The sequence below is a fragment of the Streptomyces sp. NPDC057617 genome (assembly GCF_042800555.1).
Lineage (GTDB): Bacteria > Actinomycetota > Actinomycetes > Streptomycetales > Streptomycetaceae > Streptomyces.
Genome location: NZ_JBHVGV010000005.1, coordinates 148,010 through 163,743, shown reverse-complemented (window position 1 = coordinate 163,743; position 15,734 = coordinate 148,010). Strand labels below are relative to the sequence as shown.

14 protein-coding genes are annotated in these 15,734 nt (G+C 70.5%); 6 read left to right on the top strand and 8 right to left on the bottom strand.

Annotated elements, in window-relative coordinates; genetic code table 11:
• Nucleotides 1-84: 84 nt before the first annotated feature.
• The 3 genes from ACFU9P_RS14665 to ACFU9P_RS14655 all read left to right on the top strand — a co-directional run bounded on the left by ACFU9P_RS14665 (nt 85) and on the right by ACFU9P_RS14655 (nt 3,931).
• A complete protein-coding gene (locus ACFU9P_RS14665; RefSeq protein ID WP_384080358.1) occupies nt 85-1,410 on the top strand; it encodes a Clp protease N-terminal domain-containing protein in 1,326 nt (441 codons plus the stop codon).
• Between the two features lie 266 nt (nt 1,411-1,676).
• Nucleotides 1,677-3,233: a sensor histidine kinase gene (locus ACFU9P_RS14660; RefSeq protein WP_384080355.1), complete on the top strand. Its 1,557-nt coding sequence runs from the start codon at nt 1,677-1,679 to the stop codon at nt 3,231-3,233.
• A gap of 44 nt (nt 3,234-3,277) precedes the next feature.
• Nucleotides 3,278-3,931: a response regulator gene (locus ACFU9P_RS14655; RefSeq protein ID WP_384080352.1), complete on the top strand. Its 654-nt coding sequence runs from the start codon at nt 3,278-3,280 to the stop codon at nt 3,929-3,931.
• A gap of 71 nt (nt 3,932-4,002) precedes the next feature.
• Here ACFU9P_RS14655 and ACFU9P_RS14650 read toward each other — a convergent pair whose 3' ends face one another.
• Nucleotides 4,003-4,587 carry a hypothetical protein gene (locus tag ACFU9P_RS14650; protein WP_384080349.1) on the bottom strand — a complete coding sequence of 195 codons (585 nt, stop codon included), beginning with the start codon at nt 4,585-4,587 and terminating at the stop codon, nt 4,003-4,005.
• Between the two features lie 256 nt (nt 4,588-4,843).
• Here ACFU9P_RS14650 and ACFU9P_RS14645 point away from each other — a divergent pair, with 256 nt between their 5' ends.
• From ACFU9P_RS14645 to ACFU9P_RS14635, 3 genes are all read left to right on the top strand, one after another.
• Nucleotides 4,844-6,133 (top strand): sensor histidine kinase, encoded by a 1,290-nt coding sequence (locus tag ACFU9P_RS14645; protein ID WP_384081006.1) that lies wholly within the window; start codon nt 4,844-4,846, stop codon nt 6,131-6,133.
• 81 nt (nt 6,134-6,214) lie between these two features.
• On the top strand, nt 6,215-6,892 hold the full coding sequence (locus tag ACFU9P_RS14640) for a response regulator (protein WP_384080346.1): 678 nt from the start codon (nt 6,215-6,217) through the stop codon (nt 6,890-6,892).
• Between the two features lie 276 nt (nt 6,893-7,168).
• Entirely contained in the window at nt 7,169-9,022 is a 1,854-nt protein-coding gene (locus ACFU9P_RS14635; RefSeq protein WP_376371908.1) for a glycosyl hydrolase family 18 protein, read from the top strand.
• Between the two features lie 115 nt (nt 9,023-9,137).
• On the opposite strand, the gene ACFU9P_RS14630 is transcribed toward ACFU9P_RS14635, so the two are convergent.
• The 7 genes from ACFU9P_RS14630 to ACFU9P_RS14600 form a co-directional block, all read right to left on the bottom strand.
• A complete protein-coding gene (locus ACFU9P_RS14630; RefSeq protein ID WP_046496055.1) occupies nt 9,138-9,584 on the bottom strand; it encodes a DUF2550 domain-containing protein in 447 nt (148 codons plus the stop codon).
• 126 nt (nt 9,585-9,710) lie between these two features.
• A complete protein-coding gene (locus ACFU9P_RS14625; RefSeq protein WP_376371911.1) occupies nt 9,711-10,085 on the bottom strand; it encodes a F0F1 ATP synthase subunit epsilon in 375 nt (124 codons plus the stop codon).
• 122 nt (nt 10,086-10,207) lie between these two features.
• Nucleotides 10,208-11,659, bottom strand: coding sequence for a F0F1 ATP synthase subunit beta (gene atpD, locus ACFU9P_RS14620; RefSeq protein ID WP_376371913.1), 1,452 nt, complete (start codon nt 11,657-11,659; stop codon nt 10,208-10,210).
• Nucleotides 11,660-12,577: a F0F1 ATP synthase subunit gamma gene (locus ACFU9P_RS14615; RefSeq protein ID WP_384080341.1), complete on the bottom strand. Its 918-nt coding sequence runs from the start codon at nt 12,575-12,577 to the stop codon at nt 11,660-11,662.
• Nucleotides 12,578-12,597: 20 nt separating this feature from the next.
• Nucleotides 12,598-14,193, bottom strand: a complete 1,596-nt coding sequence (atpA, locus tag ACFU9P_RS14610) for a F0F1 ATP synthase subunit alpha (protein WP_376371919.1) — start codon at nt 14,191-14,193, stop codon at nt 12,598-12,600.
• A 167-nt stretch (nt 14,194-14,360) separates the two neighbouring features.
• Nucleotides 14,361-15,176, bottom strand: a complete 816-nt coding sequence (locus ACFU9P_RS14605) for a F0F1 ATP synthase subunit delta (RefSeq protein ID WP_384080338.1) — start codon at nt 15,174-15,176, stop codon at nt 14,361-14,363.
• Nucleotides 15,173-15,727 carry a F0F1 ATP synthase subunit B gene (locus tag ACFU9P_RS14600; RefSeq protein WP_384080335.1) on the bottom strand — a complete coding sequence of 185 codons (555 nt, stop codon included), beginning with the start codon at nt 15,725-15,727 and terminating at the stop codon, nt 15,173-15,175. Before ACFU9P_RS14600 ends, ACFU9P_RS14605 begins: the two co-directional genes overlap by 4 nt.
• Between the last annotated feature and the right edge of the window lie 7 nt (nt 15,728-15,734).

Genomic DNA, 15,734 nt, shown 5'->3' with positions numbered 1-15,734 from the left:
CGATGCGGCGGTACGGGGCGCGCGCCTAGCGTCGGTCGCGGACCGGGCCACCGCCGCCGCCACCCCGAACCCCGAGGGAACCCGATGGAAAATCGACCTCCGCTCACGTCGCGCACCGACGCCGGGACAACCGACTCCGCACAACTCGGCGCCGGGGCAACGGAGTTCGAGTCCGACCTCATCGACCTTCTTGCCGAGACGCTGTTCCGCGCGCACAAGCGTGAGTCCCCGGATGTGGGCACGGAGGACCTGCTGGCCGCACTGGTCCTGGGTGACTCGGCAGCCGGTGAGGCGATCGCCCCCGGTATGCGGCGGGCCGGTTCACTGAGCGGGATGATCGCGGGCAAGGCGGGGCATGGATGGGTCAGCGACGACGGCAGCACCGAGGACACCGACAGCGCCGACAGCACCGGTGACGGCGATGGCAGCAGCGATGGCAGCAGCGACACCTCGGCCGTATCCGATGACGAGCACGAGGTCGACGCCGCCTGGCGCCTGGCCCAGTGGCACACCGCGCGGCGCCTCCGCGGAGGGGACGCGCCGGGCGACCGGCCATGGCCCGAGCCGTCCGGCGCGCTGCGCGCCTGCCTGCGCCACGCCTTCCGGCTCGCTCGCGCGGAGGGATGCCCCGGTGTGTTCTCCCGCCATGTGGCCCGCGCGCTGCTGGACCTCCCCGGCACCAGGGCGCGCGAAGCGTGCGCGCTGCGGCGGCTGGACCTGGCCGCCGCGTACGCCGCGCTGGACACGCTCGACACCCGGGCCGCGGCGGGAGCCGAAGAGGCGCGAGCCGAAGAACCGGGCACCAAGGGCTCAGGCACCGAGGGCTTGGGCACCGAACGGCCGCAGTCCGCTGCCGTCGCCGTCCTGCGCAGGGCCGGGTTGCTGGAGGACCGGAGCAACTGGCTGGCGCGCAAAGTGATGGCGTGGACGTCCGGCAGCCTCGACGACGGTACGCCCGTCCTGTTCGCGGTGTCCGTGGAGGCCAAACGCCAGGCCGTACGGTGCGGACGGAGCGCGGCGGAACCGGTCGATCTGCTGCTGGCCGTCCTGGGCCTGGACCGGGCGCTGTCCGTCGCCCGGCGGTCGCTGCCCGAGGCGCTGGCGGCCGCCAACGAAGCCGCCGGTCTGCTGCGTACCCACGGAGTACGCCCTGCGTCGCTGACCCGGTCGGCCCGCGCCGTCGATCCGCTCCCCGTGTCCGGCGACGTACCGTTCTCCGCCGCGGCCGAACGTACCCTGGCCGTGGCCCGGCTCACCGCCGCCGAGCACGGCGCTCCCGGCGTCGGAACGGTGCACCTCGTGGCGGCGCTTCTCGACGATGCCGAGGGACCGGTCCCGGAACAACTGCGCACGCTGGGCGTGGACTTGACCGCGCTGAAGACGGACCTGAGTCTCCGGCTGAGCGCGTGAACCGAGCGCGTGAGGGACCGACCCCGTGATGTTCCGGCCGGGTCGGCCGACGCTACCGTTGCCGCGCGGACACACCGCGGACGCACCCCAGGGCGAGGGCAGGGATGACGGTGAGGCGCGTGCTCGAACGTACGCGACGGGCATGGGCACGCGCGGGGTCCGGAAGGGCACGCGCCACTGCCGGGTCCCGGACGGCGCGCGCCACCGCGACGTCCGGGACGGCGCACACCGTACGGCCGGTGGGCTCGGCGGACACCATGCGGCACGTGTCGCGCCGCGCCCGGTCGGCGGACACCGTACGGTCGCTGCGGCCGGCACACGCCGTGCGGTCGCTGCTGCGCGGGGCGGCGGAGGGCTGGGCCGCCGTGCGCCGTGCCCCGCGCCGTACCGTCGCCGCCGAGGCGCTGGGCTGTCTGCTGACAGCTGCCCTCGGACTGATCCCCTTGTTGCTGCTGCCCCCGGACCGGCCGGTCCTGGCCGTACTGGAAGCGCTGTACGCGGCGTTGCTGATGCCGCTGCGGCGCGGTCGACCGGTTCTGGCGGTGCTGGGTACGGGACCGCTGCTCGTCGGCCCCAACATCTGGGTGCTGGCGGTCGTACCGCTGATCGTGCTGCCCGCCACCCGCCGGATCGCGCCGCCTCGCCGCGCGTGGCACGCCGTATGGGCGGCCTGCGCGGTGGTCGCGGTGCTGACGGTCGCGGTACGGCTGTTCCGGCCGGGCGTCTGGGCGGAGGAGCTGGCCGGGAACGGCGTCTCCGCCGTACTCCTGGTGCTGCTCCCGGCCTTCGCCGGGGTCCTGCTGGGGCGGCGCCGGCCCCTGGTCAGTCTGCTGCGCGAACGCAACGCCTATCTGGAACAGGCCCGTTCACTGACCGCCGCCGCGGCGCGGCTGGAGGAACGTACCCGTATCGCCGGTGAGATGCACGATCTCCTCGGCCATCGGCTGAGCCTGATATCGGTGCACGCCGGGGCGCTGGAACTGGCCGCCGCGCGCCAGGCACCGCCGCTGGCCGGGCAGGCCGAGCTGCTGCGTACGACCGCCGGTACGGCGATGGAGGAACTGCGCGACATCCTGGGCCTGTTGCGGCGCGAGGACGTGGCGGCGGCGGTGCCCGAGCCCGACGCGAACCGGGGAACGCGCGAGGACATCACCGCTCTGGTGGCGGAGTCCCGGCAGGCGGGTGTCACCGTCGAACTCGACTGGTCGCTCCCCGACACGGCCGAACCGGGCCCGCGCACGCGCCAGTCGCTGCACCGCGTGGTCCGCGAGGGGCTGACGAACGTACTCAAGCACGCGTCCGGTGCGCCCACGCGGGTGCGGGTCGGGATCAGCCCCGCCGACGGGATCAGCCTGGGCGGCAGGGGCAGCAGCCCCGGCGGCAGGACCAGCTCCGGCAGCAAGGGCGACCCCGGCGGCAAGGGCAGCAGCCCCGGCTGGATCGAAGTCTCCGTCACCAACGAGGCGCCGCGCGCGGGACGTCACCAGGGGACCGGAAGCCGCAGCGGGCTGGCCGGCCTGGAGGAGCGGATCGCACTGCTCGGGGGTTCTTTCGCGGCCGGCCCTCTGCCCGACGGCGGGTTCCGCCTGGCCGCCGTACTGCCGTGCCGTCCGGACGGCACCACCGTGGCCGTACCTGCCCTGGCCGTACACGCCCTCGCCGTACCCCCGTCGGGCACCCCGCCCACAGGAACCAGCCCTCCGCTGTCGGACGAAGTCCTCACCTGGCCACGGGTGCTGGGCGCGGGCTGCGCGGCCACGCTCGTGATCCTGCCCACGGCGACCTTCCTGATCATGCTCCTGGCGATGGCCGCTCTGAGATGAAGCCGCTCGGGGATGCGGGGATGAAGCCGCCCTAGGATGAAGCGGTGATCCGAGTCCTCATAGCCGACGACGAGGCGTTGATGCGCGCCGGTATCAGGCTGATCCTGGAGAACGCCGAGGACATCGAGGTGGTGGCCGAAGCGGGTGACGGCCACGAAGCCGTCGTGGCCTGCCGGGACCGGACGATCGACGTGGCACTGCTCGACATCCAGATGCCGGCCAGGGACGGCATCGCAGCCGCCGAGGACATCGCCCGTATCTCCCCGTCCACTCACGTGGTGATGCTCACGGCCTTCGGCAAGGAGCAGAGCGTGACACGGGCCCTGCGGGTCGGCGCGAGCGGCTTCCTCCTCAAGGACACCGGCCCCACCGAACTGATCCACGCGGTACGCCTCGCCGCCACCGGCGAACCCGTGCTGGCCCCTCGTATCACCCGGCAGTTGATGGAACGCCACGTACGCTCCGCCCAGGACACCCAGGCCGCCCGGGACAAGGTCGAAACCCTGACCGCCGCCGAGCGGAACGTGCTGCGACTGCTGGGCACCGGCCTCTCCAACGCCGAGATCGCCGACGAGCTGTACCTGAGCGCGAGCACGGTCAAAGCACACATCAGCCGAATCCTCACCCGCACGGGCTGCGCCAACCGCGTACAGGCCGCGGTCCTTGCCCACGACGCGGAACTGCTCACCGACCGCTGAAGCCACTCCCGCACCACCCGCGGATGCCGAAGCTGCCTCTCCCCCGGCCCTGAACCGGCAATCCCCTCCCCTCAGTTCTTCGTCATCGACGACGACCGCTCCACATCGGCAGCAGTCTCGGCCGCCCCCGGCTTCTTCGGCCAGATCGTGTACGTCAGGGCGATCACCCCGTGGATGCCCACGAGCCGCAGGGCGCTGAGTTGCCAGTCGGTGAGGGGGCCCGTGCTGGACGCGTCGTCCACGTACCAGATCGCCAGTTGGAGCAGGGCTACGGCGACTGCCGCGGCCAGGACCGTGCGGAGCCAGAGTCTGGCTTCGTGGCGGGCTCGGGCGGTGCCGTGGCGTGGGGGTTTGGGTGGGGGCGGGGCGCCGGCGAGGCGGTGGGCGGCGTGGCCGTCGATCCATTTGACGGTGTAGTGGCCGTAGGCGACGGTGTAGCCGATGTAGAGCGCGGCCAGACCGTGTTTCCAGTCGGGCTCGGCGCCGTTCTTGAGGTCGACGGCCGTGACGGCCAGCAGAACGATCTCCAGCAGCGGCTCCAGCAGCAGGACGGCGGCGCCCAGCCGCGGCATCCCCGCCAGGTACCGCAGGGCCAGTCCGGCGGCCAGCAGTACCCAGAAGCCGACCTCGCAGACGATGATCAGCGTGACGATCACGGACCTCTCCTTCCGGTCCCCTCCAGACTCCCGGCCGTACCGCCGGGGCACGTCGTCGTCAGTGACGAACCGTGACTGCATCCTTCGATGTACCGGGCGCTCCCCCGGGATGGGGAGGCCGAAAGCCGCGTGGAGCGTGTTTGATGGGCGGGTGAGTGCAAGCGCTTCCGCCCGGCTCCGGCTCCCGTTCCCGCTCCCGTTCCGGCGCCCGTACCGTGACGGCCGTGCCGTCCGCGGCCGCCCGCACCGCGACGATCTGCTGATCGCCGCGGCCGGGCTGCTCGGCGGTCTGGTGCTGTGGGCCGTCGGGCTGCACACCACCCCTCAGGGCCGGCCGCTGTCCGGGGCCTGGGTGCTCCTGCCGATGACCGTCATGGCCGGTCTGGAGACACTGCGCAGGACCACCCCGCGGCTGACCGTGATTCTCGGCACACTCGCGCTGGTCGCCGACCAGTTCACCACCGGCAGTCTGGCGACGGTCGTGATGTTCACGGACCTGATGTACGCGGCGGTGCTGTACGGGACACCGGCCGCGGCCCGCCGTATCCCCTGGACCACCGCGCTGATCACGGTCGCCGTGACGATCGGGATGGTCGCCTGGATCCATGAGGTGGCGGCCCTGCTGCTGGGCGTGGTCACCGGGCTGCTCAGCTTCGCCCCCGCCACCACCGGCGCCGTGGTGCGCAACCACCGCGACGCCGCCGAGGCCGCGCGGCTGCGCGCCGAGCAGACCGCGCTGCTGGCCGAGATCGACCGCGGTCAGGCGGTACGGGCGGAGCGCGCCCGGATGGCCCGTGAGCTGCACGACATGGTCGCCAACCATCTCTCGGCGATCGCGATCCACTCCACCGCCGCGCTCTCCCTGGGCGACGAGCGGACGACCCGGGAGGCGCTCTCCGTCATCCGGGAGAACAGCGTCGAGGGGCTGGCCGAGATGCGCAGACTGATCGGGCTGCTGCGGGACGGCAGCGGGGACGGTGAGCCGGCCGCCGCGCCGACCCTGCGCGCACTGGACACACTGCTGGAGCAGGCCCGTACGAACGGCGCGTCCAGCGGTCTCGCCTTCACCCTGGACGACCGCCGCGAGGACCAGCCGTACGACCGCCACACCGGCCGGCCGAACAACCACCACGAGCACCACGATCAGCAGGACCCGCAACAGGACCGGCAAGAAGAGGACCCTCCGGCCGACTCCCGCAGCCGTACCCCCGGCCTCCCCGCCCCCGTCGAGCTGGCCGCGTACCGCATCGTCCAGGAGTCCCTCACCAACGCCCTCAAGCACGCCGCCCCCGGCACCGTCACCGTCGAGCTGGCCCGCTCCAAGCGGGCGCTTACCGTGTGCGTCAGCAGCCCGTTCGGCGAGGCACCCATGGTGCCGGGGCCGCGCGCGCCCGGCTCCGGGGCCGGTCTGGTCGGGATGCGGGAGCGGGTGGCGCTGCTGGACGGGGAGTTCGAGGCGGGCCCGGCCACCACCGGGGACGGGACGGGCAAGATCTGGCGGGTACGGGCCGAGCTGCCCGTCACGGAAGGAAGCGATGCAGCATGACGAGAAGCGGTACGGCATGAAGCGGTACGGCTTGACGAGAAGCCGCATGACGAGACGCGGCATGGCGAGAAGCGGTACGGCATGACGATCCGGGTGCTGGTCGCCGAGGACCAGTCGGCGGTACGCGCGGGCCTGGTCCTCATCCTGCGCAGCGCGCCCGGCATCGAGGTCGTCGGGCAGGCCGCGGACGGCGAGGAGGCGGTCGCGATGGCCCGCGAACTCCGCCCCGATCTGGTGCTGATGGACGTGCAGATGCCGCGGCTCGACGGGGTGTCGGCGACCCGGGCGGTGGTCGGCGAGGGGCTCGCGGACGTCCTGATGCTGACGACCTTCGATCTGGACGAGTATGTCTTCGGGGCGCTGCGCGCCGGCGCGTCCGGCTTTCTGCTGAAGAGCGCCGAGGCCGCCGAACTCCTCGCGGCGGTACGGACGGTGGCCCGCGGCGAGGGCCTGATCGCCCCGGCCGTGACCCGCCGGCTGATCGCGGAGTTCGCCGCGCCCGCGCCCGTACGGCAGGCCGACGGGCCGGATCCCGAGATGCTGAACGTCCTGACGCGCAGGGAGCGCGAGGTGCTCGGCTGTCTCGGCGAGGGGCTGTCGAACGCGCAGATCGCCGTACGCCTGACGTTGGCGGAGGCTACGGTGAAGACGCATGTGAGCCGTCTGCTCGGCAAGCTCGAACTGCGCAGCCGGGTCCAAGCGGCGGTGCTGGCACAGGAGTTGGGGATCCGGCCGGAAAGGCCTTACCAAGCGCCCTGAACTGCGGCTCTTCCGGAGCGGCGACGGCCCGCCCGGGGCCGGACCCCTGAGCAGCCGGCAGGTCCGCCCCCGGCCTGCCCGCGGGCGCGCCGACAGCGGGCCCTCGCCGCGCCCCACCTCGCCTTTGGTCTGGACCTATTGACGAGTGGTCCAGACCTTCCTACTCTCACCGCACACGCTGCGGTGAGCCGTCGCAGGGTGAGCAGTGCACGGACCCACCCCCGCTCAGTCCGGTACTCCGGTACTGATACTCCGGTACTCACCTGAGGAGCACGCTTGAACATCCAACCCGCCCTCCACAGACCGCGATTCAGATCCAAGGCAGTCGCGGGCCTGACCGCGCTGCTGCTTCCGCTCGCGGCCCTGGTCGGTCTCGCCAGCCCGGCGGAGGCGGCCGCCTCGGCGACCGCCACGTACACCAAGGCCTCCGACTGGGGCACGGGCTTCGAGGGCAAGTGGACGGTGAAGAACACCGGTACCACCACCCTCAGCTCCTGGACGGTGGAGTGGGACTTCCCCTCCGGCACCGCCGTCACCTCCGGCTGGGACGCCGACATCACCGGTTCGGCCAACCACTGGACCGCCAAGAACAAGTCGTACAACGGCACCCTCGCCCCCGGCGCCTCGGTGAGCTTCGGCTTCAACGGCAGCGGCTCGGGCGCCCCTTCGGGCTGCAAGCTCAACGGCGCGTCCTGCGACGGCGGCCCGAGCGTCCCCGGCGACAACCCGCCCTCGGCGCCCGGCACCCCCACCGCCAGCAACATCACCAACAACTCGGTGACGCTGAGCTGGGCCGCGGCCACCGATGACAAGGGCATCAAGAACTACGACGTCCTGCGGGGCGGTACGAAGGTCGCCACGGTCACCGGTACGACGTACACGGACTCCGGCCTGACCGCGGGCACCGACTACTCGTACACCGTCCAGGCGCGTGACAGCGCCGACCAGACGGGCCCGGTCAGCGGCGCCCGCGCGGTCCGTACGACCGGCGGTGGCGGTACGGACCCGGGCCCCGGCGGCAAGGTCAAGCTCGGCTACTTCACCGAGTGGGGCGTCTACGGCCGCAACTACCACGTCAAGAACCTGGACACCTCGGGTTCCGCAGCCAAGATCACGCACATCAACTACGCCTTCGGCAATGTGACCGGCGGCAAGTGCACGATCGGTGACTCGTACGCCGACTACGAGAAGGCGTACACCGCCGACCAGAGCGTCGACGGCGTCGCCGACACCTGGGACCAGCCGCTGCGCGGCAGCTTCAACCAGCTCCGCAAGCTGAAGGCCAAGTACCCGCACATCAAGGTCCTCTGGTCCTTCGGCGGCTGGACCTGGTCCGGCGGCTTCGGCCAGGCCGTACAGAACCCGACGGCCTTCGCGCAGTCCTGCTACGACCTGGTGGAGGACCCGCGCTGGGCCGATGTCTTCGACGGCATCGACCTGGACTGGGAGTACCCGAACGCCTGCGGTCTGACCTGTGACACCAGCGGTCCGGCGGCGTTCAAGAACATGATGCAGGCCATGCGCGCCAAGTTCGGCTCGAACAACCTGGTCACGGCGGCCGTCACGGCGGACGCCTCGACCGGCGGCAAGATCGAGAAGGCCGATTACGCGGGCGCGGCCCAGTACATGGACTGGTTCAACGTCATGACGTACGACTTCTTCGGCGCCTTCGCCGCGCAGGGCCCGACGGCCCCGCACTCCCCGCTCACCTCGTACCCGGGCATCCCGCAGCAGGGCTTCAACTCCGCGGACGCGATAGCCAAGTTCAAGGCGCAGGGCGTGCCGGCGAACAAGCTGCTGCTCGGCATCGGCTTCTACGGGCGCGGCTGGACCGGAGTGACACAGGACGCCCCGGGCGGCAGCGCGACGGGCGCGGCTCCCGGAACGTACGAGGCGGGCATCGAGGACTACAAGGTCCTCAAGAACACCTGCCCGCCCACCGGCACCATCGCGGGCACCGCGTACGCCAAGTGCGGCAGCAACTGGTGGAGCTACGACACCCCGGCCACCATCGCGACCAAGACGGCCTGGGCGAAGCAGCAGGGCCTGGGAGGTGCCTTCTTCTGGGACTTCACCGGAGACACCTCGAACGGCGAGCTGGTGACCGCGGTCAAGAACGGCATCGGATAACCACCGGCACGGCATGACGAAGGGGGCGGCGCCTGAGCGCCGCCCCCTTCCGCATGCCTCGGCAAGGCCGTACAAGCCCCGTATGCCTCAAGCAAGGCCGTACAAGCCGCGGCCCTCAGGCCACATTCACCCGCTGTCCCGGCGGCGCAGCCTCCAGCCACGCCAGAAAGCCCGTCAGCGCGTCATCGCTCATCGCGAGTTCCAGCCGTACCCCTTTGTGCACACAGCCCAGAATCACCGCGTCCGAGAGCAGCGCCAGCTCCTCCTCGCCCTCCGGCGCCCGGCGTGCCAGCACCTCGATCGCGGAGCGCTCCAGCGTACGGCGCGGGCGCGGGGCGTACGAGAAGACCCGGAACCAGTTGATGCGGTCGCTGTTGTAGCGGGCCACCCCGTACACCCAGCCCTTGCCGGAGAGATCGGGCTCCTCCGGCACGTTCCAGCGCAGACTGCAGTCGAATGTCCCGCCGGAGCGCTGGATCAGCCGCCGGCGCAGTCCGAAGACGAAGAGCCCCACCGCGACCAGTACGACCACCAGTCCGCAGACGAGCAGAGCGAGGACCATCACCACCGACCTCCTCGCCTCGTTCAGTACCGGAACACAAACCGCACCTGCATCGCCTCAGCCGCGACCCGGTCTGGAGAAGTCCAGCCAGGGCCGCGGCTGAGGGTAGAACCGTTGTGGCAGGGCTCAGCGCACCGCCACCGCACGCAGCCGGACATCGGCGCGCCGCTGGGCGGCATCGTCCTCGTCCGACTTCGCACGCTCCAGCGCCAGCTCCGCGCGCTGGGTGTCGATCTCGTCCGCCAGCTCGGCGATCTCCGCCAGCAGCGAAAGCTTGTTGTCGGCGAACGAGAGGAAGCCGCCGTGCACCGCGGCCACCACCGTTCCACCATCACTCGTACGGATGGTCACCGGGCCCGATTCCAGCACACCGAGCAGCGGCTGGTGACCGGGCATGACGCCGATGTCGCCGGACGTGGTGCGCGCGACGACCAGGGTGGCCTCGCCGGACCAGACACTGCGGTCCGCGGCGACCAGCTCGACATGCAGCTCAGCGGCCAAGGGTGGCTCCTCGGGTCACCACCCGACGGTTTCCGCCGGGTGTCGGTCTTGATTCTATGGGTTGTCGGAGAGAGCGTCGGAGGGGGGCGGGACGAACCCGCCCCCCTCTGCAAGCACAAGGCTCAGGAGACGCCGAGCTCCTTGGCGTTGGCCTTGAGGTCCTCGATGCCACCGCACATGAAGAACGCCTGCTCGGGGAAGTGGTCGTAGTCCCCGTCGCAGATCGCGTTGAACGCGGTGATCGACTCGTCGAGCGGTACGTCGGAACCGTCCACACCGGTGAACTGCTTGGCGGCGTGGGTGTTCTGCGACAGGAAGCGCTCGACGCGGCGGGCACGGTGGACGACGAGCTTGTCCTCCTCGCCCAGCTCGTCGATACCGAGGATCGCGATGATGTCCTGGAGGTCCTTGTACTTCTGCAGGATTCCCTTGACCCGGCTGGCCGCGTCGTAGTGGTCCTGCGAGATGTAACGGGGGTCCAGGATGCGGGACGTCGAGTCCAGCGGGTCCACCGCCGGGTAGATGCCCTTCTCCGAGATCGGACGCGACAGCACGGTCGTCGCGTCGAGGTGCGCGAAGGTCGTGGCCGGGGCCGGGTCGGTCAGGTCGTCCGCGGGCACGTAGATCGCCTGCATGGAGGTGATCGAGTGACCACGGGTCGAGGTGATGCGCTCCTGGAGCACACCCATCTCGTCCGCCAGGGTCGGCTGGTAACCCACCGCGGAGGGCATGCGCCCGAGCAGCGTGGAGACCTCGGAACCGGCCTGGGTGAAGCGGAAGATGTTGTCGATGAAGAGCAGCACGTCCTGCTTCTGCACATCGCGGAAGTACTCCGCCATGGTCAGCGCGGAGAGCGCCACCCGGAGACGGGTGCCCGGCGGCTCGTCCATCTGACCGAAGACCAGCGCGGTCTTGTCGAGCACGCCCGACTCGGCCATCTCGTCGATCAGGTCGTTGCCCTCACGGGTGCGCTCACCGACGCCGGCGAACACGGAAACACCATCGTGCAGATTGGCCACACGCATGATCATTTCCTGGATGAGGACGGTCTTGCCGACGCCCGCACCACCGAACAGACCGATCTTGCCGCCCTTGACGTACGGGGTCAGCAGGTCGACGACCTTCAGGCCGGTCTCGAACATCTCGGTCTTGGACTCGAGCTGGTCGAAGGCCGGGGCCTTGCGGTGGATCGGCCAGCGCTCCGTGATCTGCGACTCGGCCTCGGGCAGGTTCAGGATCTGACCGAGGGTGTTGAACACCTTGCCCTTGGTCACATCGCCGACCGGGACGGTGATCCCGGCGCCCGTGTTGGTCACGGTGGCCTGGCGGACCAGACCGTCGGTGGGCTGCATCGAGATGGCGCGTACCAGGCCGTCGCCCAGGTGCTGGGCGACTTCGAGGGTCAGCGTCTTCTTCTTGCCGGCCTCGGCCGGGTCGGAGACCTCGACGTGCAGCGCGTTGTAGATGTCCGGCATCGCGTCGACGGGGAACTCCACGTCGACGACCGGGCCGATGACCCGGGCGACGCGGCCCGTGGCCGCGGCCGTCACAGCATTCTCGGTAGTCGTCGTCATTTACCTGTCACTCCCCGCGGTGGCGTCGGACAGGGCGCTCGCGCCTCCGACGATCTCGCTGATTTCCTGGGTGATTTCGGCCTGGCGGGCCGCGTTGGCAAGCCGGGAGAGGCTCTTGATCAGCTCTCCCGCGTTGTCGGTCGCCGACTTCATCGCGCGCCGGGTGGCGGCGTGCTTGGAGGCGGCGGCCTGCAACAGCGCGTTGTAGATACGGCTCTCGACGTACCGCGGCAGCAGGGCGTCGAGGACGTCCTCCGCGGAGGGCTCGAAGTCGTACAGCGGAAGGATCTCGCCCTTCGTGCCCGCTTCTTCGGCCGCGCCTTCGAGGCTGAGGGGCAGCAGCCGGTGCTCCACCGGCGTCTGCGTCAGCATCGAGATGAACTCGGTGAAGACGATGTGCAGCTCGTCGACACCGCCCTCGGCCGTGTCCTGCTGTACGGCCTCGATCAGCGGCGCCGCGATCCGCTTGGCGTCCGCGTACGTCGGGTTGTCGGTGAAGCCGCCCCACGAGTCCGCGATCTTGCGCTCACGGAAGGTGTAGTAGGCGACACCCTTGCGGCCGACGATGTACGAGTCGACCTCCTTGCCCTCACCACGGAGCCGCTCGGTGAGCCGGTCCGCCGCCTTGATGGCGTTCGAGGAGTAGCCGCCGGCCAGACCGCGGTCGCTCGTGATGAGCAGGACCGCGGCACGGACCGGCGCCTCCACCTCGGTGGTCAGCGGGTGCTTGGTCGTCGACCCCGTCGCCACCGCGGTGACCGCGCGGGTCAGCTCGGTCGCGTACGGCGTGGAGGCCGCCACATGGCGCTGCGCCTTGACGATGCGCGAGGCGGCGATCATCTCCATCGCCTTGGTGATCTTCTTGGTCGCGGTGACGGATCGGATGCGACGCTTGTAGACCCGGAGCTGGGCTCCCATGAGTCAGGTCCCTTCCGTCGTCACTTGGAGACGTTGACGGCCGGCGCGTCGTCGCCGAGGAGCTTGCCGTCCGAGGTCTCGAACTGCCGCTTGAAGGCGGCGATGGCGTCGGCGATGGACTGGAGCGTGTCGTCCGACATCTTGCCGCCCTCGGCGATGCTGGTCAGCAGCTCCTTGCGCTCACGGCGCAGGTACTCCAGCAGCTCGGTCTCGAAGCGGCGGATGTCGAGGACCGGTACGTCGTCCATCTTGCCGGTGGTGCCGGCCCAGACGGAGACGACCTGCTCCTCGACGGGGTACGGCGAGTACTGCGGCTGCTTCAGCAGCTCGACCATGCGCTTGCCGCGCTCCAGGGCCGCCTTGGAGGCCGCGTCCAGGTCGGAGCCGAAGGACGCGAACGCCTCCAGCTCGCGGTACTGGGCGAGGTCCACACGCAGTCGGCCGGAGACCTGCTTCATGGCCTTGTGCTGGGCGGAACCACCGACTCGGGAGACCGAGATACCGACGTTCAGCGCGGGCCGCTGCCCGGCGTTGAACAGGTCGGACTCCAGGAAGCACTGGCCGTCGGTGATGGAGATCACGTTGGTCGGGATGAAGGCCGACACGTCGTTGGCCTTCGTCTCGACGATCGGGAGACCCGTCATCGAACCGGCGCCCAGGTCGTCGGAGAGCTTGGCGCAGCGCTCCAGCAGACGCGAGTGCAGGTAGAAGACATCGCCCGGGTAGGCCTCACGGCCCGGCGGACGGCGCAGCAGCAGGGACACCGCGCGGTAGGCGTCGGCCTGCTTCGAGAGGTCGTCGAAGATGATCAGAACGTGCTTGCCCTGGTACATCCAGTGCTGGCCGATGGCCGAGCCGGTGTACGGCGCCAGGTACTTGAAGCCGGCCGGGTCGGACGCGGGGGCGGCGACGATCGTCGTGTACTCGAGGGCGCCCGCCTCCTCCAGCGCACCGCGTACGGACGCGATGGTGGAGCCCTTCTGGCCAATGGCGACATAGATGCAGCGGACCTGCTTGTTGCTGTCGCCCGAGCGCCAGTTGTCGCGCTGGTTGATGATCGTGTCGACGGCCAGCGCGGTCTTGCCGGTCTGGCGGTCGCCGATGATGAGCTGACGCTGGCCGCGGCCGATCGGCACCATGGCGTCGACGGCCTTGTAGCCGGTCTGCATCGGCTCGTGGACGGACTTGCGGACCATGACGCCCGGAGCCTGAAGCTCAAGGGCGCGGCGGCCTTCGGTCTCGATCTCGCCGAGGCCGTCGATCGGGTTGCCGAGCGGGTCGACGACGCGACCCAGGTAGCCCTCGCCGACGGCGACGGAGAGGACCTCGCCGGTACGGGTGACCGACTGCCCCTCCTCGATACCGCTGAACTCACCGAGGATGATCGAACCGATCTCGCGCTCCTCAAGGTTGAGGGCGAGACCGAGGGTGCCGTCCTCGAACTTCAGCAGCTCGTTCGCCATGGCCGAGGGAAGGCCCTCGACCTTCGCGATACCGTCGCCGGCCACGCTGACCGTACCGACCTCCTCGCGCGAGGCCGCGTCCGGCTTGTACGACTGGACAAAGTTCTCCAGCGCGTCCCGGATCTCCTCCGGCCGGATCGTGAGCTCCGCCATCTGGGTTCCCTGCTCTCCTTGTTGGGCCCGAAGTTTCTTTGGGGGTCTGCGTATCTCGGGGTCTGGGGGCGACCCCCAGGAATCTTCTGCAATCTCTGCACGGCCCAACCGGGCCGCTGGTGCTGCTCTGTTCTGTTGCCTGCCGCTGCTGCCCGGCGCTCCGCGAGTCAGCCGGCGAGCCGCCGTTCCGCCTCCGCGAGACGGTCCGCGACCGTGCCGTTGATGATCTCGTCGCCGACCCGCACCGAGATCCCGCCGAGGACCTCGGGGTCCACGTCCAGATTCAGGTGCATCGGGTGGCCGTACAGCTTCGCCAGTGCCGCGCCGAGGCGCCGCTTCTGTCCGTCGGTGAGCGGTACCGCCGAGGTGACGACCGCGACCATCCGGTCCCGGCGCGCCGCGGCGAGCCGGGACAGGGTCTGGAGACCCGCTTCCAGGCTACGTCCACGGGGCTGCGTCACAAGGCGCACAACCAGGCGTTCCGTGGCCGGATCGGCACGGCCGCCGAGCAGCTCACTGAGCAGCGCGGTCCTGGCGGAGACCGTGGCGGACCGGTCGGTCAGCGCGGCGCGCAGCCCGGTGCTGGACTCCACGATCCGGCCGAACCGGAACAGCTCGTCCTCCACGTCGTCGAGCGTCCCGTTCCGCTGGGCGGCGGTCAGCTCGGCGATGGCGGCCAGCTCCTCGACGGAGTCGACCAGATCGCGCGGCTGCGACCAGCGGGAGCGGACCATGCCGGAGACCAGATCGGCGGCCGGGCCGCTCACCTGGCCGCTCAGCAGCCGTCCGGCCAGCTCGGCTTTTGCCTCGCCGGGCTGCGCCGGGTCGGTAAGAACCCGGCGCAGCGACACCTCGCGGTCGAGCAGCGCGGTTACGGCGGCCAGTTCCCCGGCGAGCTTCGCCGCGTCGGCCGACGTGCTGTCGGTCAGCGCGTCGAGACGCTCGCGTGCGGCTGCCAGTGCCTCGCGGCTCGCTCCGTTCATCGCCTGGCCTCGGCCTTCTCGGCGCCGTCCTCGAGCTCGTCGAGGAAGCGGTCGATGGTGCGGCTCTGCCGGGCGTGGTCCTCCAGGGACTCACCGACCAGCTTGCCGGCCAGCTCCGTGGCGAGCTTGCCCACGTCCTGGCGCAGCGCGCTGGCCGCGGCCTTGCGGTCGGCCTCGATCTGGGCGTGACCGGCGGCGATGATCTCCTCACGCTGCCGCTGCCCCTCCGCCTTCATCTCCTGGATGATGACGGCGCCCTGCTCGGTGGCCTCCTGGCGGAGACGCGCGGCCTCGTGGCGGGCTTCGGCGAGCTGGGCCTTGTACTGCTCCAGCACGCTCTGGGCCTCGGTCTTGGCCTCCTCCGCCTTCTCGATGCCACCCTCGATGGCCTCTCGGCGCTCTTCCAGAACCTTGTTGATGTTCGGGAGGAGCTTCTTGGCGAGGAAGCCGAAGACGATGACGAAGGCGATCAGACCGATGACAAGCTCGGGAATCGGCGGAATGAGGGGGTTTTCCATCTCCTCAGCCGCGATATTGAGCAGTGGGCTCACATCAGTG

Coding starts and splice junctions, on each gene's coding strand:
- atpA (WP_376371919.1), bottom strand. CDS start 14,193: ATGGCGGAGCTCACGATCCGGCCGGAGGAGATCCGGGACGCGCTGGAG.
- ACFU9P_RS14615 (WP_384080341.1), bottom strand. CDS start 12,577: ATGGGAGCCCAGCTCCGGGTCTACAAGCGTCGCATCCGATCCGTCACC.
- ACFU9P_RS14665 (WP_384080358.1), top strand. CDS start 85: ATGGAAAATCGACCTCCGCTCACGTCGCGCACCGACGCCGGGACAACC.
- atpD (WP_376371913.1), bottom strand. CDS start 11,659: ATGACGACGACTACCGAGAATGCTGTGACGGCCGCGGCCACGGGCCGC.
- ACFU9P_RS14630 (WP_046496055.1), bottom strand. CDS start 9,584: ATGGTCCTCGCTCTGCTCGTCTGCGGACTGGTGGTCGTACTGGTCGCG.
- ACFU9P_RS14605 (WP_384080338.1), bottom strand. CDS start 15,176: ATGAACGGAGCGAGCCGCGAGGCACTGGCAGCCGCACGCGAGCGTCTC.
- ACFU9P_RS14640 (WP_384080346.1), top strand. CDS start 6,215: ATGACGATCCGGGTGCTGGTCGCCGAGGACCAGTCGGCGGTACGCGCG.